Origin of the sequence: Kitasatospora sp. MBT66, assembly GCF_000710405.2 — a bacterium.
Taxonomy (GTDB): domain Bacteria; phylum Actinomycetota; class Actinomycetes; order Streptomycetales; family Streptomycetaceae; genus Kitasatospora; species Kitasatospora purpeofusca.
The window spans coordinates 120901-143936 of the sequence record NZ_JAIY01000008.1 but is presented as its reverse complement, the minus strand read 5'-3'; the positions used below and the strand labels follow the sequence as shown (position 1 = coordinate 143936).

Annotated in this window: 20 protein-coding genes; 8 read left to right on the top strand and 12 right to left on the bottom strand. The window is 74.3% G+C overall.

Features of this window, described 5'->3' with window-relative positions; translation table 11 throughout:
* Positions 1–88: 88 nt before the first annotated feature.
* The 3 genes from BI06_RS21900 (at position 89) to BI06_RS21890 (ending at position 3424) form a co-directional block, all read left to right on the top strand.
* A complete protein-coding gene (locus BI06_RS21900) occupies positions 89–721 on the top strand; it encodes a hypothetical protein (protein ID WP_051741576.1) in 633 nt (210 codons plus the stop codon).
* Positions 722–873: 152 nt separating this feature from the next.
* Positions 874–2193: a DUF2786 domain-containing protein gene (locus BI06_RS21895; protein ID WP_341845482.1), complete on the top strand. Its 1320-nt coding sequence runs from the start codon at positions 874–876 to the stop codon at positions 2191–2193.
* Positions 2194–2317: 124 nt separating this feature from the next.
* Positions 2318–3424, top strand: a complete 1107-nt coding sequence (locus BI06_RS21890) for an ADP-ribosylglycohydrolase family protein (protein WP_030393263.1) — start codon at positions 2318–2320, stop codon at positions 3422–3424.
* Between the two features lie 10 nt (positions 3425–3434).
* Here BI06_RS21890 and BI06_RS21885 read toward each other — a convergent pair whose 3' ends face one another.
* The 12 genes from BI06_RS21885 to BI06_RS21830 all read right to left on the bottom strand — a co-directional run bounded on the left by BI06_RS21885 (position 3435) and on the right by BI06_RS21830 (position 16662).
* Positions 3435–4745, bottom strand: a complete 1311-nt coding sequence (locus BI06_RS21885; protein ID WP_043470763.1) for a serpin family protein — start codon at positions 4743–4745, stop codon at positions 3435–3437.
* A gap of 129 nt (positions 4746–4874) precedes the next feature.
* A complete protein-coding gene (locus BI06_RS21880; RefSeq protein ID WP_233290254.1) occupies positions 4875–5876 on the bottom strand; it encodes an ADP-ribosylglycohydrolase family protein in 1002 nt (333 codons plus the stop codon).
* A 20-nt stretch (positions 5877–5896) separates the two neighbouring features.
* Complete coding sequence (locus BI06_RS21875) at positions 5897–7111, bottom strand: cytochrome P450 (protein ID WP_030393266.1); 1215 nt, start codon at positions 7109–7111, stop codon at positions 5897–5899.
* A 168-nt stretch (positions 7112–7279) separates the two neighbouring features.
* The gene (locus tag BI06_RS21870) at positions 7280–8272 is read right to left on the bottom strand and encodes a hypothetical protein (protein ID WP_030393267.1); all 993 of its coding nucleotides are present in this window, start codon (positions 8270–8272) and stop codon (positions 7280–7282) included.
* On the bottom strand, positions 8269–9534 hold the full coding sequence (locus BI06_RS21865) for a protein phosphatase 2C domain-containing protein (protein WP_051741574.1): 1266 nt from the start codon (positions 9532–9534) through the stop codon (positions 8269–8271). The genes BI06_RS21870 and BI06_RS21865 overlap by 4 nt, the downstream gene beginning before the upstream one ends.
* A gap of 49 nt (positions 9535–9583) precedes the next feature.
* Positions 9584–10246: a VWA domain-containing protein gene (locus BI06_RS21860; protein WP_030393269.1), complete on the bottom strand. Its 663-nt coding sequence runs from the start codon at positions 10244–10246 to the stop codon at positions 9584–9586.
* Positions 10247–10296: 50 nt separating this feature from the next.
* Entirely contained in the window at positions 10297–10815 is a 519-nt protein-coding gene (locus tag BI06_RS21855) for a hypothetical protein (protein ID WP_030393270.1), read from the bottom strand.
* Positions 10812–12197, bottom strand: coding sequence for a hypothetical protein (locus BI06_RS21850; RefSeq protein ID WP_051741573.1), 1386 nt, complete (start codon positions 12195–12197; stop codon positions 10812–10814). Before BI06_RS21850 ends, BI06_RS21855 begins: the two co-directional genes overlap by 4 nt.
* A gap of 223 nt (positions 12198–12420) precedes the next feature.
* Positions 12421–13161 carry a Sir2 family NAD-dependent protein deacetylase gene (locus tag BI06_RS21845; protein WP_030393272.1) on the bottom strand — a complete coding sequence of 247 codons (741 nt, stop codon included), beginning with the start codon at positions 13159–13161 and terminating at the stop codon, positions 12421–12423.
* A 73-nt stretch (positions 13162–13234) separates the two neighbouring features.
* Positions 13235–14101, bottom strand: a complete 867-nt coding sequence (locus BI06_RS21840) for a hypothetical protein (protein WP_043470757.1) — start codon at positions 14099–14101, stop codon at positions 13235–13237.
* Positions 14102–14173: 72 nt separating this feature from the next.
* Entirely contained in the window at positions 14174–15856 is a 1683-nt protein-coding gene (locus BI06_RS21835; RefSeq protein ID WP_043470755.1) for a hypothetical protein, read from the bottom strand.
* The gene (locus BI06_RS21830) at positions 15853–16662 is read right to left on the bottom strand and encodes an ABC transporter ATP-binding protein (protein ID WP_094745521.1); all 810 of its coding nucleotides are present in this window, start codon (positions 16660–16662) and stop codon (positions 15853–15855) included. Before BI06_RS21830 ends, BI06_RS21835 begins: the two co-directional genes overlap by 4 nt.
* Positions 16663–16955: 293 nt before the next feature.
* On the opposite strand from BI06_RS21830, the gene BI06_RS21825 reads away from it, so the two are divergent.
* The 5 genes from BI06_RS21825 (at position 16956) to fusA (ending at position 22867) form a co-directional block, all read left to right on the top strand.
* Complete coding sequence (locus BI06_RS21825) at positions 16956–17579, top strand: DUF1707 and DUF4190 domain-containing protein (RefSeq protein ID WP_369826169.1); 624 nt, start codon at positions 16956–16958, stop codon at positions 17577–17579.
* Between the two features lie 318 nt (positions 17580–17897).
* Positions 17898–19496, top strand: coding sequence for a DUF2142 domain-containing protein (locus BI06_RS21820; RefSeq protein ID WP_030393277.1), 1599 nt, complete (start codon positions 17898–17900; stop codon positions 19494–19496).
* Between the two features lie 381 nt (positions 19497–19877).
* Positions 19878–20249, top strand: coding sequence for a 30S ribosomal protein S12 (gene rpsL, locus BI06_RS21815; RefSeq protein ID WP_014144289.1), 372 nt, complete (start codon positions 19878–19880; stop codon positions 20247–20249).
* 2 nt (positions 20250–20251) lie between these two features.
* Positions 20252–20722, top strand: coding sequence for a 30S ribosomal protein S7 (gene rpsG, locus BI06_RS21810; RefSeq protein WP_030393278.1), 471 nt, complete (start codon positions 20252–20254; stop codon positions 20720–20722).
* A 39-nt stretch (positions 20723–20761) separates the two neighbouring features.
* Positions 20762–22867 carry an elongation factor G gene (gene fusA, locus BI06_RS21805; RefSeq protein WP_030393279.1) on the top strand — a complete coding sequence of 702 codons (2106 nt, stop codon included), beginning with the start codon at positions 20762–20764 and terminating at the stop codon, positions 22865–22867.
* Positions 22868–23036: the final 169 nt, after the last annotated feature.

The window sequence follows — 23036 nt, the reverse complement described above, 5'->3', positions numbered from 1 at the left end:
GAGGGTCCCGGCCGACAGGATCCGTGGTGCCGGCCGTCGCCGGAGCCGCCGGCCGGGCCGGCGGACCCCACCTCGTCAGGAGTGCCCCGTGAACACCGTGCCGCCCGCCCGCCTCACCACCGTCGCCGTCCTCGCCGCCCCCGTGCTGGCGGGGCTGTACGGCGGCATCCGGCTGCTGGACGGATCGCGCGACCCCGGCCCCGGCTGGCTGGTCGGCCACAGCCTGCTGATGCTGGCCCTGCTGCTGTTCGCCCCGCTGCTGGTGGCGCTGGAGCGGGCCCCCGGCCCGCGTCGGACACCCGCGGCCCGGGTGGCCGGTCGGGTGGCGCTCGGCGCGGCGCTCACCGGGCTCGCCGCCTCGCTGGGGCAGATCGGGATCGACCTGTACGTCGGTGCGGTGGCGGTGGACAAGGCGGACCAGCACCGGCTGTTCGAGGCGGTGCAGAGCCGGCCGGGCGTCGAACCGGCCTTCTACTCGGTGCTCCCGCTGCTGTTCCACCTGGGGCTGCTGGCGCTGCTGGTGGGCGCCTCGGTCGGGGCCGGGCGGGTGCTGCGCTGGTGGAGTCCGGTGCTGGTGGCCGTCGGGACCGTGCTGACGGCGGCGGACCTCGCGTTCCTGCCGCTCGCCGCGGTCTGCCAGCTGGTGGCGCTGGCCCCGCTGGCCGGATTCGGCCCGGGGGCCCGCCGGCCGGTCGCGGCCCGAGCGGCCCGAGCTGCCTGAGCGGCCTGAGCGGTCCGAGCGGCCTGAGCGGTCCGAGCTGCCCGAGCGGCGGACCCCGGAGCAGGGTGCCCGGCCGGAGACCCGACGTCCGGCGGGGCGGTCCGGCATCATGGGCGGGAGATGCACGGGACCGTTCGTGGGACGAGGTAGGCGTGGGCAGGCGTGGACAGAGTGGCAACGGCGAGGGCGGGGACGTCGGGGTGCTGCTGGACACGGCGGTGCGCGGGGTGGTGACGGCCCCCGAGGAGGGACTCGACCTCGCGCTGGACACCGGCGCCTCACTGCTGGCGGCCTCCGCCGGGTTGTGGCCGGCGGTGAGCCGGGCGGCGCTGGGCCACGCCGACACGGCGGTCGGCCGGTGCTGGTCGGCCGGCTGGCGCCCGGCGGACCTGGTGCGGGTGGTGCGGCGCGATCTGAAGCCGGTGCACCTGGCGCTCGCCGTGGACCTCATCGCCGCCGAGGGGCGCCGCCACCCGGCCGCCGTGCTCGACCGCCGCTGGCAGGAGCAGCTGCGGGAGCTGGAGGCGGCGGTCTGGTGGCCCTCCGACGAGGCGTACCTGTCCGGCTTCGCCCAGCGGCACCGGCTGGACCGGTTCGCGCTGGCCACCGTGCTGCTGGAGCTGCTGCGCAGCTGGGGCCGGCTGCCGCCGATCGCCCCGGTCGGCCCCGCCCCCGGGCGGGCCGCACACTCGGCGCACTCGGCGCGCGCGGAGCAGCGGCAGCGCGGTCCGGTGGCGGGCGAGCCCCGGATGCTGTCGCGGATCCGCGCGCTGCTGGCGAAGGCCGAGTCCACCGACTTCCCCGAGGAGGCCGAGGCGCTGACCGCCAAGGCCCAGCAGCTGATGGCCCAGCACAGCATCGACGAGGCGCTGCTCGCCGTCGAGGGCGCCGACCCGCACGCCCCGGGTGCGCTGCGGATCGGGGTGGACAACCCGTACGAGGGTCCCAAGACGATGCTGCTGGACGCCGTGGCGGCGGCCAACCGCTGCCGGGTGGTGTGGGCGAAGGAGTTCGGCTTCTGCACCGTGATCGGCTTCGACGCCGACCTCGACGGCGTCGAGCTGCTCTACACCTCGCTGCTGGTGCAGGCCACCCACGCGATGCAGCAGGCCGGGGCCCGGCAGCACCTGGACGGGGCCTCCCGCACCAAGGCGTTCCGGCAGTCCTTCCTGGTCGCGTACGCGGCGCGGATCCGGGAGCGGCTGACCGAGGCGACCGAGCGGACGACCAGCGACGCGGCGGCCGGCCGGCACCTGCGCGAGGACGGCACTGCGGAGCAGCTGGTCCCGGACGAGCGGCTGCTGCCGGCCCTGAAGGCGCGCACCGAGGCGGTGGACCACGAGGTCGGCCGGATGTTCCCCAAGCTGGTGTCGCAGCGGGTGCGGGTGAGCGACGGCGAGGGCTGGGCGGCGGGCCGGGCGGCGGCCGACCGGGCGTCCCTGCGCGGCCGTTCGGGAGAGATCCGCGGCTGAGCCCGCGGTCGGCGCCGCGGCCGGCCCGGGGCCGATCCCGGGGCGGGTCGCCCGGCGGGGAGCCTCGGCCGGGATCCGGGCGCCTGGTACAACAGGGCGCGGGGACCGACGAGGGGCGGGCAGTGTGAGTACGACTACGGAGACCGGCTACCGGGACCGGGTGCGCGGCGCCCTGCTCGGCGGAGCGGTCGGCGACGCGCTGGGCTGGCCGGTGGAGTTCCAGCGGCTGGACCAGATCCGGGAGCGCTTCGGGCCGGACGGGGTGACCGGCCTGCCGGGCGGCGGGCTGGTCGCCGAGGTCACCGACGACACCCAGATGACCCTCTTCACCGCCGAGGGCCTGATCCGCGGCTTCGTCCGGGGCTGGTCGGGCGGCGGCGGTTCGGTGCCGGAGGCGGTGCACGGCGCGTACCGGCGCTGGCTGCTCACCCAGCAGCAGGGCGCGCCCGACCGCGAGCCGCTGCCCCACCCGTACGACGGCTGGCTGCTGCGCGAGCCGTTCCTGTACGCGCGGCGGGCGCCCGGCAACGCCTGCCTGACCGGGGTGCAGTACCACCCGGTGTTCGAGGCGCCGGTGGCGCTGGGGCAGCCGGGACCGATCAACGCGCACTCCAAGGGCTGCGGCACGGTGATGCGCTCGGCCCCGTTCGGCCTCGGCCGGCTGGGGGCGGAGCAGGCGTTCGGACTGGCCGCGCAGTGCGCGCAGCTGACCCACGGGCACCCGACCGGGTACCTGGCGGCGGGCGCCTTCGCGGCGCTGGTGGAGCGGCTGGCGGCCGGGACGGAGCCCTGGGCGGCGGTCGGCGAGACGGTGGAGCAGACCCGGGAGTGGCCGGCCTCGAAGGAGACGGTGCAGGCGCTGGCCCGGGCGGTGCGGGTGGCCCAGGAGTCCGGGCCGTCGGCGGAGGCGGTGGAGCGGGTCGGCCTCGGCTGGATCGCCGAGGAGTGCCTGGCGATCGCGGTGTACTGCCTGCTGGCGGGGACCGAGGACGCCGATCCGGCCCGGGCGGCGCTGTTGCTGTCGGTGAACCACTCCGGGGACAGCGACTCCACCGGCGCGGTCTGCGGCAACCTGGTCGGCGCCGCGTACGGCGCCTCGGGGCTGCCGGCCGACTGGACCGAGGCGGTGGAGGGCCGGGAGACGCTGCTGCGGACGGCGGACGACCTGCTGGTGCTGTTCGGCAGCCGGGAGCCGGGCCACCCGGCGCTCGGGGACCGCTACCCGGTCTGACCGACGGGCCCTACGCCGCGGGGTCGGTGACCTGGCCGAGGAAGAGCGGCAGCCCGGTCGCGGTGTCCCGGACCAGGAACAGGAACGGCCGGTCGATGTGCAGCCGGGCCGGGTCCCGGGGTGCCGGCGCGGCCGCCGCCTCCACCCCGACGCCGCTGCCGGCGGCCGCGACCGTGCCCTGCTCGTCGACCTGGACGGTGGCCTTCTGCACCACCGGGCCGATCCGGAGCCGCTCGGCGGCGCCCGGCCCCGGGACGCCGGAGAGATCGGCGTCGGCCTCGAACGCGGCGGTGACGCCGAGCGCCTTCAGCACGGGTGTGAGCTCGTTCCCGCTGTCGAAGCGGAACTTCGGCAGGGTGAGATCGACCGTCCGCTCGGTGAGCGCGCCCAGTACGAGGTCCAGCTGCGCCCGGTCCAGCCCCTGCCGGAACGCCGTGAAGCCGCCCTGCGCGGGCACGATCAGGTCCATCGCCAGGGTGCTTCCCGCGTAGGGGAGTTCGACGGCCTGCCAGGGTTCGCCGAGGATGCCGCCGGAGCCCTCGGCGTAGCGCAGCGACTCGGTGCCGGCCATGGTCGGCACAGCCGCCTCGGAGCCGTCGAGGCGGTGGAACGGCAGGCCGGTGGTCCGCCCGGCCTTGAACGGGTGGGCCCAGTCGGCCTTGAGGTACAGCGCGTCGGTGAGCGCGAGCCGGGTGTCCGGATTGATCTGCCCCTCGGCGAAGAGGTCCTTGATCCGGCCCTCGGTGGCCTTCTCGACGACGCCGTTGACGGCCTTCCTGGCGCCCTCCGGGTCCTTGCGGAAGTCGGTGGTGCGCACACCGGTGCCGAAGCCGGCGGCCAGCACCCCGAGGTAGTGCGGGTCGAGCGGGAAGTCGCGCTGGGCCCAGACGTCGTCGGAGCGCCGCAGGACGGTTCCGCCCTTGCCGCCCGGCGCGCCGGCCCGGTTCAGGGCGCCGGTGGCGAGTGCGTACTGCTCGGGGGAGAGCCCGGTGTGCAGGGCCTCGGCCAGCTGCTCGGCGGTGGTGCCCCGGGCCCCGGGCAGCACCATGGCGAGGACGGTCGCCAGGCCGGACGGCGACAGCACCAGGTTGCCGCCGGCCGCGCCGGGAGCGGCGGTGAGGGTGTGCAGCAGGTCGAGCCCGAACGCGGCGGTCGCCGTCGCGGTGGCGGCGACCGCCGCCGGGTCCGCGGGTGGCAGCGAGGCGGAGTCGGCCCGGACCACCCCGGTCCCGGCGCCGGTGGAGCCGCAGGCGGCGAGCAGCGCCGCGCAGCAGAGCAGGAGCACCGCCGGGCGGCGGGTGCGGACGGTCGTGGCGGACATGGCTGACCTCGCCCCTGGGTCCCGGCACGGGCCGGTGCCCGTACCTCGGTGCCGGTTCGACGCGGCCCGCTCGGACCCGGTTCCGCCGGGAGGGCCGCGCCGCCGGGCGGCGAGCGGCCGGAGCGCCGGTCAGTCCCAGAGCGCGCCGAACTCCAGCAGCTCGTCCCGGTGCTCGATCCGCTCCACCCAGTCCGCCGGCCAGGCGTCGGCGCCCAGGTGGGCCCCGGCGAAGGCGCCGGCCAGGCAGGCGATCGAGTCGGAGTCCCCGGAGGAGTACGCGGCCCGGCGGACGGCGGCCACCGGGTCGTCCGGGAGCAGCAGGAAGCAGAGCAGCCCGGTGGCGAACGCCTCCTCGGCGATCCAGCCCGCGCCGGTGGCCAGGCAGGGGTCGGCCTCGACGTCCGGCGCGGCGAGCGCGGCGTCGAGCCGGTCGAGCACCGCCAGGCACTCGTCCCAGCCGCGGGTGGCGAAGCCCTCGGTGGTGCGGTCCTGGGCGTGCGCCGCGAGGTCGTCGAGCCAGTGCGCGTCATAGCGGCCGCGGCGGGAGAGCGCGTACGCGCGCAGCACGGCGGGCAGTCCGGCCGGCGGCAGGCCCTCGGCGAGCTTGCGGACGGCGTAGGCGGTGAGCTCGCTGGCGGCGAGCGCGGTGGGGTGGCCGTGGGTGAGGCCGGACTGGAGCTGGGCCGCGCCGGCCAGCTGCGCCGTCGTCAGCTCGCGGACCAGGCCGAGCGGGGCGACCCGCATATTGGCGCCGCAGCCCTTGGAGCCGACGTCGCTCGCGAGCTGCCAGCGCACCCCGGGCGAGGCGAGCCGGTCGCAGGAGCGCAGACAGGTCATGCCGGGGGCGCGGTTGTTCTCGGGCGAGCTCGCCCAGGCGAGGAACTCGGCGCGCAGCGGCGGTTCCAGGCTCTGCGGGGTGAGCGGCCGGTCCGCCAGTGCGGTGCGCAGGGCGCGGGCCAGGGCCAGCGTCATCTGGGTGTCGTCGGTGACCAGCCCGTCGTCCGGCAGCGGCAGCCGCCGCCAGTCCGGCCACTGCCACGCGATCAGCTCGACCTCCGAGAACTCGGTGACCTTGCCCAGCGCGTCCCCGATCGCCAGCCCCAGCAGGGCCCCCGTCGCCTTGTCGCCCACGGCCCGCTCCCCCTCTTGTGTCACACCTCGACCAGCAGTTCCTCCAGTCCGCGGATCACGTAGCCCGGGCGCCACTCGGGCTCGCGGACCAGCCGCAGACCCGGGGCGCGGCGGAGCAGGGTGCCGTAGGACTCGGTGAGCTCCAGTCTGGCAAGGGGGGCGCCGAGACAGAAGTGGATTCCGGCGCCGAAGGTGATGTGCGGGTTGTCGGCGCGGCCGAGGTCGAGCCGGTCGGGGTCGGTGAAGCGCTCGGGGTCGCGGTTGGCGGAGCCGAAGAGCAGGGCGATCTCGGCGCCGCGCGGGACGGTCACGCCGCCGATCTCGATGTCCTCCAGCACCCAGCGCTCGAACATCTGCAGCGGGGTGTCCCAGCGCATCAGCTCCTCGACGGCGGTGGGCAGCAGCCCGTCCACGTCGGCGCGCAGCCGGGCGAGTTCGGCGGGGTTGCGGAACAGCGCCCACCAGCCGTTGCCGGTGGTGTTGACGGTGGCCTCGTGGCCGGCGTTGAGCAGCAGGACGCAGGTGGACACCATCTCCTGCTCGCTGAGCGCGTCGGAGCCCTCCTGGGCCTGGATCAGCGCGCTGATCAGGTCGGTGCCGGGGGCGGTGCGGCGGTCGCGGATCAGGGCGCGGAGGTAGTCGGAGAACTCGGTGCTCGCGGTGACGGCCCGGCGGGCGGTCTCCTCGGACGGGTTGAGCTCGAACATCCCGGTGATGTCGGCCGACCAGGGGCGCAGCAGGTGCCGGTCGGACTCCGGGACACCGAGCATCTCGGCGATCACCGCGACCGGCAGCGGCTCGGCGACGGCGGCGATCAGGTCGCCGCCGCCGGCCGCGAGCAGGTCGTCGACGAGTTCGCCGGCCAGCCGCCGCACGGTCGGCCGCAGGCCCTCGACCATGCGCGGGGTGAAGGCCTTGGAGACCAGGCGGCGGATCCGGGTGTGGTCCGGGGCCTCCAGGTCGAGCAGGCCGTTGTCGTTGAGGGTGTGGAACGGCTCGTGCGCCGGGTCGGGTTCGGGGCGGCCGAACTCCTGGTGGCTGAACCGGTGGGTGTAGGTGCGGCCGAGGCGGCGGTCCCGCAGCAGCGCGCCGACATCGGCGTAGCGCGGGACCAGCCACTGGTCGGTGGCTTCGAAATAGGTCGCCGGGCCCTGGGCGCGCAGCTCGGCGTACGCGTCGTAGGGGTGGGCCACGAACGCCGCCGACCAGGGGTCGAACTTCACCGTCGTCGTCATCGGTCGATCACTCCAGGCCGTGAGGGGGAGCCGGAAGGATCATCGTACGCACGCGCTCGGTCCGGCCCCAGGGGCGGAGGGCCCGCCGTCGCCCTGCCCTGCCCGGCCTCTGTCCTGCCCGGCGCCCGCCCGCCGGTCCGGCCGTCGGCCCGCCCGTCGGTTCGCCCGTCAGTCCGGCCGTCGCAGCCGGATGCTGCCCCGGGGCGCCCGGCCGTCGAACAGCCGCGCGTCGACCGGCCGGGACGGACGCGGCACCGGCGCGACGGCCGGGGCGAGCGGGATGCTGCCCCGGGTGCCGAGCGCCGGCAGCCAGGCGGTCGGGTCCGGCCGGGTCCCGTAGGGTCCGCCGGCCTGCTCCCAGACCCGGCGGGCCAGGCCCAGCTGCCGTTCCGTCAGCACCCCGGGCAGCGGCTCGAACGGCGCGCCCGGCACCAGGTACGGGTCCTGGGCCAGGATCCGGCCGACCAGCAGGGCCGCCTTGTAGCGGTCGCTGTCCACCGAGGAGGCGCTGCCGTGCGGGGAGAGCGGGTCGGACCAGTTGGGGGTGTCCGCCTGTTCCAGCACCGGCGCCGCCCCGACCCGGCGGATGCCGTCGCAGTCCAGCAGGTGCACCGCCGGTGCGGGCCGCACCGACCAGAGCACATTGGCGTGCGAGAGGTCGCCGATCACCAGCCCGAGACGGTGCAGCCGGTCGATCAGTCCCAGCAGCTCCAGTACCAGGGCGAGCCGCTGCTCCGGGTCCGGGCGGACGACGCCCTGGGTGGCGGGCTTCTCCGGGTAGAGCAGGTACTGCGCCTCGGTGAGCCTGGACCCGCCGGAGGCCGTCCGCCAGGTCATCGGGGCGGGCGCCTCGCGCATCAGGAAGCCGACGCAGTGCGGGCCGTCCACCACCCGGCAGAGCGGCCAGGCGGCCTGCGCGTCCAGCCGGTCCCGGTCGTCCGGCGGCAGGGCGAGCCGCAGCGCGACCAGCTCGGCCAGGGCCGGGCCGCGCACCCGCCCGGGTTCCAGGTAGCGCTTGAACAGCACGCCCGGGACGCCGTCCAGCCGCCGCACCAGGCCCTGGCCGCCCCGGCCGGCCTCGGGGCCGGCGGGCAGCAGGGCGAGGCCGAGGTCCGTGCCGCCGGCCAGCGCGCCGGCGATGGCGGCGATGTCGGCGGTCATGCCGGGGCCTCCCAGAGGCAGACGACCGAGCGGTCGTCGTCGTAGCTGCGCACCCGGACCTGGGCCTGCCAGAGGAACTCGGCCAGGCCGGGCACCTCGCGGCCCCAGCGCCCGCCGAGGAACCCCCGCAGCTCGGGCTCCTTGACCAGGGGGAGGGCGAGCCCGTCGGTGCAGAGCACCAGCACGTCACCGGGGCGGGTGTCGGTGATCAGCGCCGTCCGGGCGCGCTCGTACGCCTCAGGCAGGCAGTCCGTCCGGGTGCTGATCAGCGTGCCCGGGCCGGCGCCGCCGCCGTCCCCGTCGGCGTCCAGGTTCTCCCAGCCGCCCGCGCGCAGCCGCAGCAGTCCGCCGTCGCCGACCGCGACGAAGCCCCTGGTCCGGACCTCCGGGTCGGCCGGTACCAGCAGCGCCCGGAGGGTGGTCGACCAGGTCTTCGGTGGATGTCCGAACCGCTCGGCCTCCTGGGCGAGTTCCGCGGCCGCGGCGGCGACGAGCCGGCCCGTCAGGTCGGCGAAGTCCACCGCCGCGCCGGTCCGCAGCAGGTCCAGCAGGATGTCCGCCCGCGGCAGGACCTGCTTGGCCAGCAGCCGGACGATGCCGTTGGAGCCGTGGTGGGAGTGCGGCTGGGAGCCGACGCCGTCGGCGACCGCGACCAGCAGCAGCCCGCCGGCCCGGACGACCAGCGCGGCGTCCTGCCGGCACTCGGCCGCGTAGCGGTGCGAGTCGCCGCGCACGGAGGCGGCCCGGACGGTGACCGGGCCGAACCGGCCGCCGTCCACGACGGTGTCGGGCAGCAGGACGCCGTAGAGGTCGCCGCCGCGGACGGTGGGGATGTCGGTCGGTTCGGCGGGGTAGGCGGGGGCCTTGCGGCCGACGTGGGCGAGCGGTCCCGGGCTCCGGAACGAGGGCGGCCGGACGACCGGGTCGGCGCCGGTGGGCGCGCTCCCGGTGGGCGCGGTCGTTCCGGCCGGGTGCGCGGCCGGGGGTGCGGCGGCGGCCGGTTCGACCGGGCCGCCGAGCGGCGACACCGGGTCCGCCCAGGGCTCGCGGACCGCGGCCGGGCCCTGGCCGATCGGCCGCGGCAGGAAGTTCTCGGGCGTCACCCGCCCGGGGGTGACGACGGGCCCCACGACGGCGTCGGCGGGAGCCGGGGCCGGCGCAAGGTCCGGCGGCTTGAGGACCCAGTCCTCGTGGACGGGGGCGGTGACCTCGTACGGGTCGTCCTTGCGGGTCGGCGCGTGCTCCGGCCAGGGCTCGGGCACCTGGCCGCCCGGTGGCTGACTCTCGTGCGGATTCATCCGGCGGCCCGGCTCAGAGCTTGTCGAGCGAGACGGCGGTGAAGCCGGGCACCTGGTCGTCGACCTGGAGGCTCATACCGGTGCCGGCGGCGGTCGCGCCGCTCACCGAGCGCACGATCGACCGGGTCAGGCTGGCCGCGAACTCCCGCAGCGCGGGCGCCACATCGGCGTTCCCGTCCTCCTGCATGAAGGCCTTGAAGGTCGCGACCTGCGCGATCACCGTCCGGTCGGCGCCCTCGGTGATGCCGAAGGCGATGATGTGCGGCCGGAACGCGGCGGCGAGCAGGTCCTGGTAGGGCTGCTCCCAGTCGTTGTCGGTCGGCTCGCCGTCGGAGAGGAAGAAGACCACCGGGCGGTAGACGTCGTGGCCCTCCGCCTTCAGCTCCGTCACGTCCCGCTCGATCGCCCGGCGGAGCAGGTCGAAGGCTCTGCCGTAGGACGTCAGGCCGGAGGCCTCCAGGGCCGGCAGCTCCTCGAGGTCGCTCAGGTCGACCAGCGGCTGGAGCTCGTGGGCGTCGGTGGAGAAGCCGATCAGTCCGAACCGGGTCTTGTCGGCGACGGTCGGGTTGGTGCTGATCTCCTGGTGGAGCTCGAACAGGGCCTTGTTGAGGGTGTCGATGTGCAAGGTCATGGACGAGGACTCGTCGCAGACGGCGTAGAACGGGAGGATCTGCACTGCACTTCTCCTTCGAACGGCAGGGCGTCGGCGGTCGGCCGCTGTGGCGGTCAGCCGGTGTAGAAGTAGATCTCCAGCGAGGCGTGCCGGGGGTTGTCCGCGAGCGAGATGAAGTCCCGTGCGGTGGTGCCCCGGAACATCTCCGGACGGGCCTGCGCGAGCAGGCCGTTGACGGTGTGGGCGTAGGCCTGGCCGGCGCCCGGGTCGCGGTTGCTGCCGAAGGTGAGGACCACGGCCGCCTGCCGTCCGGCGTACGGCTCGGTGGCGGCGCGGATCTGCGCGGCCAGGCCCGCCGTGTCCGAGGAGTCCCCGGTCACGTCGACGGTGACCGGGTCGTGCTCGACCCCGCGCGGCCCGGTGGGGGTGGGGGTGGGCAGCGGTGCGGCGCTCGCGGTGGCGCTCGCGCCGGCGGCGGGGGTGGGTGTCGCGGCGGCCCGTTCGGCGGCCACCGGGTCGCCCTGGTCGCCCATCGCGACCAGGGCGAGCACCAGCAGCATGTCGGCGAACAGCCAGCCGACCAGGTGGGTGCCGCGCGGGCCGGGCCGCGCGGTCCGGAACCGGCCCCTCATCGGCCCTGCCCGTGCACCGGCACCTCGTCCAGCTCCAGCAGCGTCCGGTCGTCCAGGTCGTCGGCCGTACCGCCGGCCGCGACGGTGCCCCGGGAACGGGCGGCGCCCTCGTCGGGCCCGGGGCCGGCGGAGGTCTTCACCATGACGATCCCCGGGGCCGCGTCGCCCCGCCGGTCGGCCGCCGCGTCCAGCCGGGCCGCCGCCGCGGTGGCCGCCGAGGCCGCGGCGGCCACCCGGTCCGCCATCGCCACGACCTCCCGTGCCAGGCCGTCGAGCCGCTCCAGCACCTGCCCGCCGACGTCCGCGACGGTCTCCGCGCCGGTGGTGAAGCCGCGCTGGGCGACCGCGAGGTCCCGCACCGCGTCCTCCACCCGCTCCCCGGCGTCCGCGAGTCCGGTGCCGACCCGGTCGGTGGCCTGCCGGACCAGGTCGACCGCGTCGGCGGCCTGCTTCCCGCTCCGGTGGACCAGGCTGTCGGTGGCCGCCGCGCCGTCCCGGACGGTCTCGGCGAGCCGGTCCCCGCTGTCCTTCACCGCCCGGCCGACGCCGTCCACGGCCCGGCCGATGCCGTCGACCGCCTTCTCCACGCCGTCGACGGCCCGGCGCAGCGGGTCCACCGCCTCGCGCGCCTCGGCCAGCCGCTGCTCGGCCCCGGCGACCGAGCGCTCGACGGCCAGCGCCGCCGCGCTCAGCTCGCGCTGGGTGTCGGCGGCCTGCCGGGCGAGTCGTTCCAGGGTCTCCGCCGCACCGGTGAGCTCGGCCGCGAAGCGCTGCGGCGTCGAGCGGCGGCGCTCGTTCAGTACCAGTTGGGCCCGGGTGAGCAGGGGCGCCAGCTCGGCCAGCAGGTCCTCCGCCTCGGCCTCGGCCGCCGCCTCGCGGCGCTCGGCGCCCGCCCTGCGCAGGCCGTGCGCGACGGACAGCGCCAGCAGCAGCGCGATGAACAGGGTCGCGGACCGCGCGATGTCGCCGAAACCGGCCCAGCCGGGCAGCCGGCCCTCGAAGCCGGTCTGCCAGAGCTGGAGGAACGGCCGCGCGGCCTGCCGGGGGTCCGCGCCGATCAGTTCCCGGTAGGCGCCGCTGGCCTGCATCAGCCCGCCCCAGGTGACCAGCAGGGGGACGAACACCAGGCCGCCGAGCGCCACTTCGGCCCAGGCCCAGAACCTCGGCGCGGGCCGGGGCCGGACCGCGGCCCGTACGCTCTCCGGCCGGACGAAACTGTGCACCAGGTCGAGTTCGGCCCAGCGGTCCAGGTCGCCGGCGCCGGAGAGCGCCAGACCCAGTTCGCGGATCTCCTCCTGACGGTGCGCCAGTCCGGGGCGGTCGGCCAGCGCCCGCAGTTCGCCCCCGAGCGCGGTGCGGTCCAGCAGCAGGCCTGGGGTCATGAGGGCTCCTTCGTACGCGCCGCCGCGGAGCGGGCACGCCCGTGCCCCGGTGCGGCGCGCGGGCGTGCCCCGCCCGCGCGGCCTCCCCCCGTGGCCGGAAACCGACCACGCCGCTACGCGCGGCAGCGTAGCGCAGAACAGGCCACCGGGACTTGGCAGTTCGGAAAGATCGCGGCCTTTCCGACGCCCGTGCCCGAGGCCCGCGCCCGGCGTGCGCGGGCGGTCAGCCGAAGCGGGCGACCAGCCGTTCCACCAGGGCCGGCAGGGCGGTCGAGATCGGCTCCCGGAGGACCTCCTCGGCGGCCTCGTCGAGCGGTGTCGGCTCGCCGTTCACCACGATCAGCCGGGCGCCGGACCGCACCGCGTCGTACGGCAGCGCGGCCACCGGGTAGACCTTCAGGCTGGTGCCGACGGCGATGAACAGCTCGCAGGCCGTGCTGATCGCCTCCGCCTGCCGGAGCACCTCGGTGTCCAGCTGCTCGCCGAACATCACGGTGCGCGGGCGCAGGATCCCGCCGCAGGCCCGGCAGGCCGGATCCGGCTCGCCGGCCGCGACCCGCTCCAGGGCCTGCTCCATCGGGCCGGTCGCGCGGCAGTCCACGCACTGCACCTCCCGCGCGGTGCCGTGGAGTTCGAGCACCTTGCGCGGGGTCTGCCCGGCCCGCTGGTGCAGTCCGTCGACGTTCTGGGTGAGGACCCGCACCGGCAGCCCGGACCGCTCCAGCTCCACCAGGGCCCGGTGCCCGGCGTTCGGCTCGGCGGCGAGCGCGCCGGTCGCGGCCCGCAGCCGCCACGCCTCGCGGCGTACCTCCGGATCGGACAGGTACGGGCCGGCGGTGACCAGCCGCTGCGCGCCCGGGTCGCGCTGCCACAGGCCGTTCGGGCCGCGGTAGTCGGGGATACCGGAGTCGGTGGAGATCCCGGCGCCGGTGAGGACGGCGATCAGCGGGCGCTTGGCGTTCATGCCCGGGACGCTACGGTCCGTGCCGGGCGCCCGCCACCGAAAATCCGCCGGTACGGTCCTCGGGGCTACCGGGCTACCGGGCCGCCGGCTGCTCGGGTCCGAGCCGCCACCGGCCGCGCACGAGGTCGAGCGTCACCGCGCGCCAGGCCCCGGCCGGGGCCGGGTCGCTCAGCCGCCGGCGCCGGGGGAGCGCCGTCAGCGTCAGCGTCACCTCGGTCGCGGACACCGCCGCCACCGTGCCCGCCCAGTGCGGGCCCGCGGCGATCAGCCGGTCCGTCAGGGCGGGGTCGGGCTCCGGGACCGGCACGGCGTCGTCGGCGTCGGTCAGGGCCGAGCCGGCCATGAGGGCCAGCAGCCGGCCGAGCAGGGCGCCGGGCACCGCCGGGTCCGTCGACTCCACCCGCAGGTAGCAGTCGTCGTGGCCGGAGAACCACAGGGTGGAGCCGTCGAGGTGGGGGAGGAGCGGCTGGTCGAACGCGGTCGTTCCGACGACCAGGGCGAGCTCGTCGAGCCGCTCGGGGGGCACCTCGCCCGGCAGGTCGACCACGGCCACCTGGTAGGGCGTCCAGGTGTCGTCCAGCAGGCGGGGCAGCTCGGCGCGGTCCAGGAGCAGGAACTCCTCGCCGACCCCGATGGTGTCCGACGCCCACACGCCGACCGGGTGGACGGCGCCGTCGACGCCCAGCTCCGCCGCGATCAGGGACGGCGACCAGGACCGGGAGTGCTCGTCCACGAAGCTGCAGGTGTGCAGGTCCACGACGGCGACCGGACCGGCCGCCCGGTCGGCGAGCAGCCCGGCCAGCTCCCCGGCCGTCGCGGCCGTCGCGTCGACCAGCCAGGAACCGCCCGCCGCGCGGACGCTGAAGGTCAGCGGGAACGACCGGTGCTCCGGCCCGGTGCCGTTGACGTTGACGGCGCTGTCACGCTCCACCTCGATCACCGCGCCATTGTCCGGCGCCGGGGTGCCGGACTCCAGCGGATTCCGCGGCCCGGCACCCCGCCGTCGTCGGGGTCAGCGTTCGACGGCCTTGGCGAGGATCTCCGGGAGGCGCTCCAGCAGCCGCCCGGCGGCGAGGCGCAGCCCGAGGGCCGCGACGGCGGCGCCGTAGAGGGGGCCGGCGAGCAGCAGCGGCCAGGTGACGGCGCCGGTGGCGAGGGCCCAGACCAGGTAGCCGACGACCGGGGCGGCGACGAGGGCGCTGCCGAACATCGAGCCGAAGCTGTTCAGCATCACCAGCCCGCCCTGGCCCGGGGCGGCGTTGCGCATCGGGTTGTTGTCGGCGGGCATGGTGTACGGCGCGAGCACGCTGAGCACGGCGCCGATCGCGAGGCCGCTGCCGAGCAGGGCGAACGCGACGCCGACGGCGGCCGGCAGCCCGGACCAGTCGCCGGTGGCGGCGGCGAGCACCAGGGCGAGCACCAGGGTGACCGGGACGGCGTAGGAGAGGACGGCGAACGCGCGCCCGCGCAGCTCGTCCCGGGCGTCCGCCGGGGTGAGCAGGGTGGCCGCGACCATCCAGAACGCGGAGCCGTCCATGCCGAACAGGTTCAGCATCTGCAGCCCGAGGAACATCCCGGTCATCGCCACCAGGTACACCGTCGACCAGCCCTGGACGATCGACAGCACGCAGATCACCAGCGTCATCCCGATGCTGGTGAAGACGGCGGCCTTGGCCCGCGGCTCGCGCCAGGCGTAGCGCAGGTGGCGCTGCATCACCGCGCCGGTCCGGCCCTCCGGCAGGAAGCGCGGGCCGCGCCGCGCCCGCTGCACGCCGCGGACGACCTCCACCGTCGATGCGTCCGCGGTGACCATCAGCTGCTGCAGGCTGGCGCGCCACCAGCGCAGCAGCAGGGCGAGCAGTGCGGCGGTCGCGGCGAGCTGGAGCAGCGCGAGCGGCCACCGGCCCTCGCCCGCGGTGCGGGTCGCGTCGACGGCGCTCACCGGCGGGATCCAGCGCAGCACGGCGGCGAAGGGGGCCAGCGGGCCGAGGTCGGCGCCGTTCGCGCCGGCCTTGCCGAAGACGCTCTGCGAGCCGATGTTGGCGATCTGCGCCAGCAGCGCGAAGAGCAGGCCGCCGAAGACGGCGAAGTCCTTGCCGCGCCGACTGGAGAGCAGCCGGGCGTTGCCGGCGGCGACCGCGCGGGAGAGCGTCACCACGGTGAGCACCGCGAGCGGCACCCCGACCGCGCCGGCCACCGCCGAGGCGGCGCCGTTCGCGCCGGACAGCGCGGCGCCGGTGAGCAGCACCAGGCTGATCAGCGGTCCGGGGCCGAGCAGCGCGGCCAGCACCGAGCCGCGCAGCAGCGGTCCGGGCCGCAGCGGCAGCATGGTGAGGCGGGTGGGATCGGCGCTCTCGTCGCTGGTGAAGAGGAACAGCGGGATCGCGGCCCAGCCGAGGGTGAGCGCGCCGGCCAGGACGACGCCCGCGTCACCGGCGGCGCCGTGCTCGACGTGGTCGTGGAGGATCGTCAGCAGCAGGGCGATGCCGGTCGCGAAGAGCAGGCCGACGACGCTGCCGAGCACGTAGAGGGCGGCGCGGCCGCGGCTGCGGCGCAGCCCGTTGCGCAGCAGCCGGAGCTTGAGCGAGACCAGGGTGCGGACGACCGTCCGGTCGTCGGGGACCCCGGCCGCCGGGAACGGGGCGGCGGTCGGGAGCGGGGCCGGGGCCGGGAGCGGGGCGGGGGAGGAGCTCACCGCTCGCCCCCGCCGAGCCAGTCGAGCGACCGGCCGTCGTCCTCGCGGACGCCGATCAGGTCCAGGAACGCCTCGTGCAGGCTGCGCCCGCCGCGGACGGTGTCGAGCGGGCCCTGGGCGATCACCCGGCCGGCGCTGATCACGGCGACCCAGTCGCAGAGCTGCTCGACGAGCTCCATCACATGGCTGGAGAAGACCACGGTGGAGCCGGCCGCCGCGTACCGCTTGAGCACGCCGCGGATGGTCTGGGCGGAGACCGGGTCGACGCCCTCGAACGGCTCGTCGAGGAAGAGCACGTCCGGGTTGTGCAGCAGGGCGGCGGCGAGGCCGATCTTCTTGCGCATGCCGGTGGAGTAGTCGGCGACCAGCTTGTCGGCGTGGTCGGCGAGGTCGAGGACGGCGAGCAGCTCCTCGGCGCGGCGGTCGACCTCGTCGCCCGGCAGTCCGCGCAGCCGGCCGTTGTACTGGAGCAGCTCGCGGCCGCTGAGCCGCTCGAACATGCGCAGGCCCTCGGGCAGGATGCCGATCCGGGCCTTGGCGGTGACCGGGTCGGCCCAGACGTCGGCGCCGTGGACGAGCACGGTCCCCTGGTCGGGCCGGAGCAGGCCGGTGACCATCGACAGCGTGGTGGTCTTGCCGGCGCCGTTCGGGCCGACCAGTCCGATGAACGCCCCGGTCGGCAGCTCCAGGCCGAGCCCGGCGACGGCGGCCTGGCTCCCGAAGTGCTTCCACAGGCCCTGGATGGACACGGCCGAGGGCACGGGGGTGGTCGGGTCGGGGGACGGCGGCGGCGCCGATGCCTGCATGGCGGCTCTCTCTGCTGGTGGTCGGACCGGGCGGGGGCCGATCGGTCGTTCCATGATCGAAACGGGCCCCACGACAGCCTGCCACCGCCCGGCCCGGCCTGTCTCCTGTGGTGATGCCCCAGGTGTGTCGGGACCGAACGGGTGAACCGTGCGGCGGGTGAGGACGGGCGGAACCGGAGGTGTATCGGATCGGGAGAATCGGCAACTACTCGGAGCCCCCGTTCGTCCTGCACTATGAGAGTCCGACGAACGGGGGGACTCCGTGTTCGCGCGGGGGTACCGGGAGGTGGCGGATGGCCGTTCAGCCGTGGGGTGAGCAGGAGTTCGGGGCGGCCCGGCCGCCGGTTCCGGGCCCGCCCGCGATGCCCTACCCCGCGATGCCGTACCCCGCGATGCCGCCGACCGCCCCGCCCCAGGTCGCGATGCCGCAGTCGGCGATGCGGGCGGCGACCGCGGACCGCGAGCGCACGGTGGACGTGCTGAAGGCCGCGTTCGCCGAGGGCCGGCTCAGTGCCGCCGAGTACGGCGAGCGCTTCGAGGCGGCCAGCACCGCGCAGACCTACGGCCAGCTCGCCCGGCTCGTCGCCGACCTGCCGGCCGGGCCGATGGTCGCCCCGCAGATGACGGTGGCGCAGGCCGGACCGGTCATGGTCCCGGTGCCGCCGACCTTCCTGGCCCCGCCGCCGCAGCGGCGGACCAACGCCGTGGCGGTGACCTCGCTGGTCCTCGGCCTGCTCTGCGTGCCGACCGGCGGCCTGCTGGGGGTGCCGGCCGTGATCGCCGGTCACATCGGACGCCGGCAGGCGGCCGAGCGGAACGAGGAGGGTGACGGGATGGCCGTCACCGGGATCGTCTTCGGCTGGCTGTCGATCGCCTTCTGGGTGACGATCATGATGACGCTGGCCGTCTTCGGCTGACGGGGCCCCGCCGGGGGGCGCGCCGCGACCGGTCCGGTCCGGGGGCGCGCCGCGACGGTGCCGGGCGACCCCTCCCGCCAGGTGTGACGGTCAGGTGAAGGTCCGGGTGGACCCGCCGTGGAGACCAAGCCTTAGGATGCCGGGAAGGCTGCCCCGGACCTCGTGCCCGGGGCGGTTCCATGAGACGCGATCTCATTCCCGCCGGTACCTGCTCGAAGGACCTCGACGGGCGGTGCCAGTGCCGCCGGGGAGAAAGTCCGGTGACGGGCTCGATGCTGACACGAAGAGACGGCAGTGACTCCTAATCCCAACCGACCGATGACGAAGACCTTCAAGCGGATAGCCGACCGTTTGGTGAACTCCCCGCGACGGCTGTGGGGAATCTCCTTCCTCCTGTTCGTGCTCCTCGGTTCGGCCTGGTCGGTGTCCACCCCGATGGGCGGTTCGCCGGACGAGTACGCGCACCTGGTCCGGGCCGCCGCGGTCGCCCGCGGGCAGCTCAACGGCACCGAGGTGATGGTCAAGCACCAGGTCGCCGGTATGGACGGCAAGTTCGCCGAGACCGGCGTCCAGCTGCCCGAGTGGTACCGCGAGCTGTCCACCCGTCACACCTGCTACGCCTTCCAGCAGTGGCAGTCGGCCGACTGCGCCCCGGCGCTGGGCAGCTCGGAGAAGATCGTCGAGGTGACCACCGCGGCGGGTCGCTACAACCCGCTGTACTACACCCTGGTCGGCTGGCCCAGCCGGATCGTCTCCGGCGAGCCCGGGCTGTACCTGATGCGGCTGGCCTCCGCGGTGTTCTGCGCCGCGCTGCTGGCCAGCGCGGTGGTCGCGGCCGCCGAGTGGCGCCGGCGGGGGATCGTGATCGCGGGGCTGCTCGCCGCCCTGACGCCGACGACCCTGTACATGGGCGGGGTGGTGAACCCGAGCGGTCCCGAGATCGCCGCCGGTGTCCTGGTCTGGAGCGCCGCGCTGCCGATGTTCATGGCACCCGACCGCGCCCTGCTGAACCGCCGGCTGCTGAGGCTGGCGATCGGCGGTCTGGTGCTGATCAACATCCGACCGCTGGGCCTGGTCTGGTTCGCCGGCGCGGTCGTCTGCGCGCTGCTGCTGACCCAGCGCTCCGCCATCCGCATGGTGGTGCGGACGAGGGCGACCTGGGTGTGCGCGGCGGTCCTCGCGGCGAGCACCGGCGTCGCCATGGCCTGGTCGATGACGCACCCGGACAACTCGGTGATCGAGATCCCGGACTGGTTCACCCCGCTGAACGCCGCGCGGCTGACCTTCGACCACTCGCTGATCTTCATCCACCAGATGATCGGCAACTTCGGCTGGCTGGACACCCCGGCCCCGGCGATCACCTGGCTGCTCTGGCCGGCCGCGGTCATCCTGCTGATCCTGCTGGCGCTCTGCTTCGGCCGTCCGCGCCAGGCCCTCGTGGTGATCGCCATCATGGCCGCGCTGATCGTGGTGCCGGTGGCCGCCCAGTCGATCCAGGCGAGCAAGCTCGGCATGGTCTGGCAGGGCCGCTACCTGCTGCCCTTCATGGTCGGCCTGCCGATGACGGCGGCGGCCGTGGCGGCCCTGCGGGTGCCCTCCGGCGGGCTGCCGTGGCGGCGGCTGATCGGCTGGATGGCGCTGACGCTGACCGTGGCGAACGTCTCGGCCTTCCTCTGGACGCTGCGCCGCAACGCCGTCGGCGACGGCGGCTCGTTCTTCATCCACCCCGCGCACTGGTCGCCGCCGGGCAGCTGGCTGCTCTGGCTGCTGGTCTACGGCATCGGCGCGACCGGCCTGGCCGTGATCGCCCTGGCCGGCGACCGGGCGCCGAGCCCGCCGGTGACCCCGCGGCCCCCGGCGGACGGGGAACGCTCGGTGCGTCCGGTCGGTCACCGTCCGATGACCCCGGTCGGCTGAGCGCGGGACGAGTTGCGGGGCGCGCTCCGAGGGAGTGTGCTATAAGCAGCGGTCGTGGTGCCGGGGACCCCGGCACCACGGCCACGACCTGCGATGTTCCATTTGTTTTGACCGAGCCCGATGCGCTAGGTACGCTCTGACCTTGTGCCTGGGGTGTCCCCGGGTCCTTGTGCGTGCATGCACACCGGTCGCCGCGCCGAGCCGGAGCGCCTTTTACGGCGCGCCGCGCGTAGAGCGCCGTCGCTGTACATCAGCCCACGGGATTCCGTGCCGGAAAAAACCCAACACACCCGACCGCGTGGGTCGAACCACGGGGTCGTGTGCGAGGGAACACCGCAGGTTAGTTCCACCAAGCCTTGGCACACAGAAAACGGAGAAACGGTGCCTACGATCCAGCAGCTGGTCCGAAAGGGCCGGCAGGACAAGGTCGAGAAGAACAAGACTCCCGCGCTGAAGGGTTCCCCGCAGCGCCGTGGGGTCTGCACGCGTGTGTACACGACCACCCCGAAGAAGCCGAACTCGGCCCTTCGCAAGGTCGCCCGTGTGCGCCTCACCAGCGGGATCGAGGTCACCGCTTACATCCCGGGCGAGGGCCACAACCTGCAGGAGCACTCCATCGTGCTGGTTCGCGGTGGTCGTGTGAAGGACCTTCCTGGTGTCCGCTACAAGATCATCCGCGGTTCGCTCGACACCCAGGGTGTCAAGAACCGCAAGCAGGCTCGCAGCCGCTACGGCGCCAAGAAGGAGAAGTAAGAATGCCTCGTAAGGGCCCCGCCCCGAAGCGCCCGGTCATCATCGACCCGGTCTACGGCTCCCCTGTCGTCACCCAGCTGGTCAACAAGATCCTGCTGCACGGCAAGCGCTCCACCGCCGAGCGGATCGTCTACGGCGCCCTCGAGGGCGTCCGCGAGAAGAGCGGCGCCGACCCGGTCGTCACGCTGAAGCGTGCGCTGGAGAACGTCAAGCCCGCCCTCGAGGTCAAGTCCCGCCGTGTCGGTGGCGCGACCTACCAGGTTCCGGTCGAGGTCCGCCCGGGCCGCGCCAGCACCCTGGCGCTGCGCTGGATGGTCGGCTACTCGCGCGCCCGTCGTGAGAAGACCATGACCGAGCGCCTGATGAACGAGATCCTCGACGCCAGCAACGGCCTGGGCGCTTCCGTGAAGCGTCGCGAGGACACCCACAAGATGGCCGAGTCCAACAAGGCGTTCGCGCACTACCGCTGGTAGTCCGTACCCCGTCACTAGACAGAGAGAGAACGAGCCACCATGGCTGCAACCTCCCTTGACCTCGCCAAGGTCCGCAACATCGGGATCATGGCGCACATCGACGCGGGCAAGACCACCACCACCGAGCGGATCCTGTTCTACACCGGTGTGTCGTACAAGATCGGTGAGGTCCACGATGGCGCTGCCACCATGGACTGGATGGAGCAGGAGCAGGAGCGCGGCATCACGATCACGTCGGCCGCGACGACCTGTCACTGGACCGTCGACGACGCCGACCACACCATCAACATCATCGACACCCCGGGCCACGTCGACTTCACCGTCGAGGTGGAGCGTTCGCTGCGCGTCCTCGACGGTGCCGTGACGGTGTTCGACGGTGTCGCCGGTGTCGAGCCCCAGTCCGAGACCGTGTGGCGGCAGGCTGACCGCTACGGCGTCCCGCGCATCTGCTTCATCAACAAGCTGGACCGCACGGGCGCCAACTTCTTCTTCTGCGTCAAGACCATCGTGGACCGCCTCGGCGCGACCCCGCTGGTCATGCAGCTGCCGATCGGTGCCGAGTCGGACTTCCAGGGCGTTGTCGACCTGGTCCGCATGAAGGCGCTGGTCTGGTCCGCCGAGGCGGCCAAGGGCGAGATGTACGACATCGTCGACATCCCGGCCGAGCTGCAGGAGCAGGCGGACGAGTACCGCGAGCAGCTCATCGACACCGTGTCGAACGTCAGCGACGAGATCATGGAGCTCGCCCTCGAGGGCGAGGACATCCCGGTCGAGCTGCTGCAGGACGCGATCCGCAAGGGCACCCTGAACTCGGACTTCACCCCGATCTTCTGTGGTACCGCGTTCAAGAACAAGGGCGTTCAGCCCCTGCTCGACGCCGTCGTCAAGTACCTGCCGTCCCCGCTGGACATCGAGTCCATCGAGGGCACCAAGCCGGGCGACGACACCGTCAAGATCTCCCGCAAGGCCTCGGACGACGAGCCGCTCGCCGCGCTCGCGTTCAAGATCATGTCGGACCCGCACCTCGGCAAGCTCACCTTCGTCCGGGTCTACTCGGGCCGCCTGGAGTCCGGCACCTCGGTGCTGAACGCCGTCAAGGGCAAGAAGGAGCGCATCGGCAAGATCTACCGCATGCACGCGAACAAGCGTGAGGAGATCGACTCGGTGGGCGCCGGCGACATCATCGCCGTCATGGGCCTGAAGCAGACCACCACCGGTGAGACGCTGTCCGACGAGAAGCACCCGGTCATCCTGGAGTCCATGGACTTCCCGGCCCCGGTCATCCGCGTCGCGATCGAGCCCAAGTCCAAGGGTGACCAGGAGAAGCTGGGTGTTGCCATCCAGCGTCTCGCCGAGGAGGACCCGTCCTTCCAGGTCAACACGGACGAGGAGACCGGCCAGACCATCATCGCGGGTATGGGCGAGCTGCACCTCGAGGTGCTCGTCGACCGTATGCGCCGTGAGTTCAAGGTCGAGGCCAACGTCGGCAAGCCGCAGGTCGCGTACCGCGAGACGATCCGTCAGGCCGTCGAGCGCATCGACTACACCCACAAGAAGCAGACCGGTGGCTCCGGTCAGTTCGCCAAGGTGCAGATCGCGATCGAGCCGCTCGAGCAGGCCGAGGGCTACGAGTTCGTCAACCTGGTCACCGGTGGCCGCGTGCCGCGGGAGTACATCCCGTCGGTCGACGCCGGCTGCCAGGAGGCCATGGAGTTCGGTATCCTCGCCGGCTACCCGCTCCAGGGCGTTCGCGTGAAGCTCCTCGACGGTGCGGCGCACGACGTCGACTCGTCCGAGCTCGCGTTCAAGATCGCCGGCTCGATGGCCTTCAAGGAAGGCGCCCGGAAGGCCAAGCCGGTCCTCCTGGAGCCGATGATGGCCGTCGAGGTCACCACGCCCGAGGACTACATGGGCGACGTGATCGGCGACATCAACTCTCGCCGTGGCCAGATCCGGTCCATGGATGAGCGTCACGGTGCCCGCGTCGTCACGGCGCTGGTGCCCCTCTCCGAGATGTTCGGCTACGTCGGTGACCTGCGCAGCAAGACCTCTGGTCGCGCGAGCTACTCGATGCAGTTCGACTCGTACGCCGAGGTTCCGAGGAACGTCGCGGACGACATCATCGCGAAGGCCAAGGGCGAGTAACGTCCCGACTTTCGGGACGACAGCCACCCCTTAGGCTATTGGGAGGCAACTCGGGAGGATCCGGTCGGATCCTCCCGGGGCCTCCGGCCCCCCACCCAGTGGGACGGCACGGGGTGTCCTCCGGACAGCCCACACAAAACATCAAAGACCAACTGACGTCACCACGGCG

Bases quoted from the DNA above. Each gene is read 5' to 3' on its own strand.
- BI06_RS21885 (WP_043470763.1), bottom strand. From the start codon at position 4,745: ATGTCCGCCACGACCGTCCGCACCCGCCGCCCGGCGGTGCTCCTGCTC.
- BI06_RS21875 (WP_030393266.1), bottom strand. From the start codon at position 7,111: ATGACGACGACGGTGAAGTTCGACCCCTGGTCGGCGGCGTTCGTGGCC.
- BI06_RS21870 (WP_030393267.1), bottom strand. From the start codon at position 8,272: ATGACCGCCGACATCGCCGCCATCGCCGGCGCGCTGGCCGGCGGCACG.
- BI06_RS21855 (WP_030393270.1), bottom strand. From the start codon at position 10,815: ATGAGGGGCCGGTTCCGGACCGCGCGGCCCGGCCCGCGCGGCACCCAC.
- BI06_RS21850 (WP_051741573.1), bottom strand. From the start codon at position 12,197: ATGACCCCAGGCCTGCTGCTGGACCGCACCGCGCTCGGGGGCGAACTG.
- BI06_RS21845 (WP_030393272.1), bottom strand. From the start codon at position 13,161: ATGAACGCCAAGCGCCCGCTGATCGCCGTCCTCACCGGCGCCGGGATC.
- BI06_RS21830 (WP_094745521.1), bottom strand. From the start codon at position 16,662: ATGCAGGCATCGGCGCCGCCGCCGTCCCCCGACCCGACCACCCCCGTG.
- BI06_RS21825 (WP_369826169.1), top strand. From the start codon at position 16,956: ATGGCCGTTCAGCCGTGGGGTGAGCAGGAGTTCGGGGCGGCCCGGCCG.
- BI06_RS21820 (WP_030393277.1), top strand. From the start codon at position 17,898: ATGACGAAGACCTTCAAGCGGATAGCCGACCGTTTGGTGAACTCCCCG.
- rpsG (WP_030393278.1), top strand. From the start codon at position 20,252: ATGCCTCGTAAGGGCCCCGCCCCGAAGCGCCCGGTCATCATCGACCCG.
- fusA (WP_030393279.1), top strand. From the start codon at position 20,762: ATGGCTGCAACCTCCCTTGACCTCGCCAAGGTCCGCAACATCGGGATC.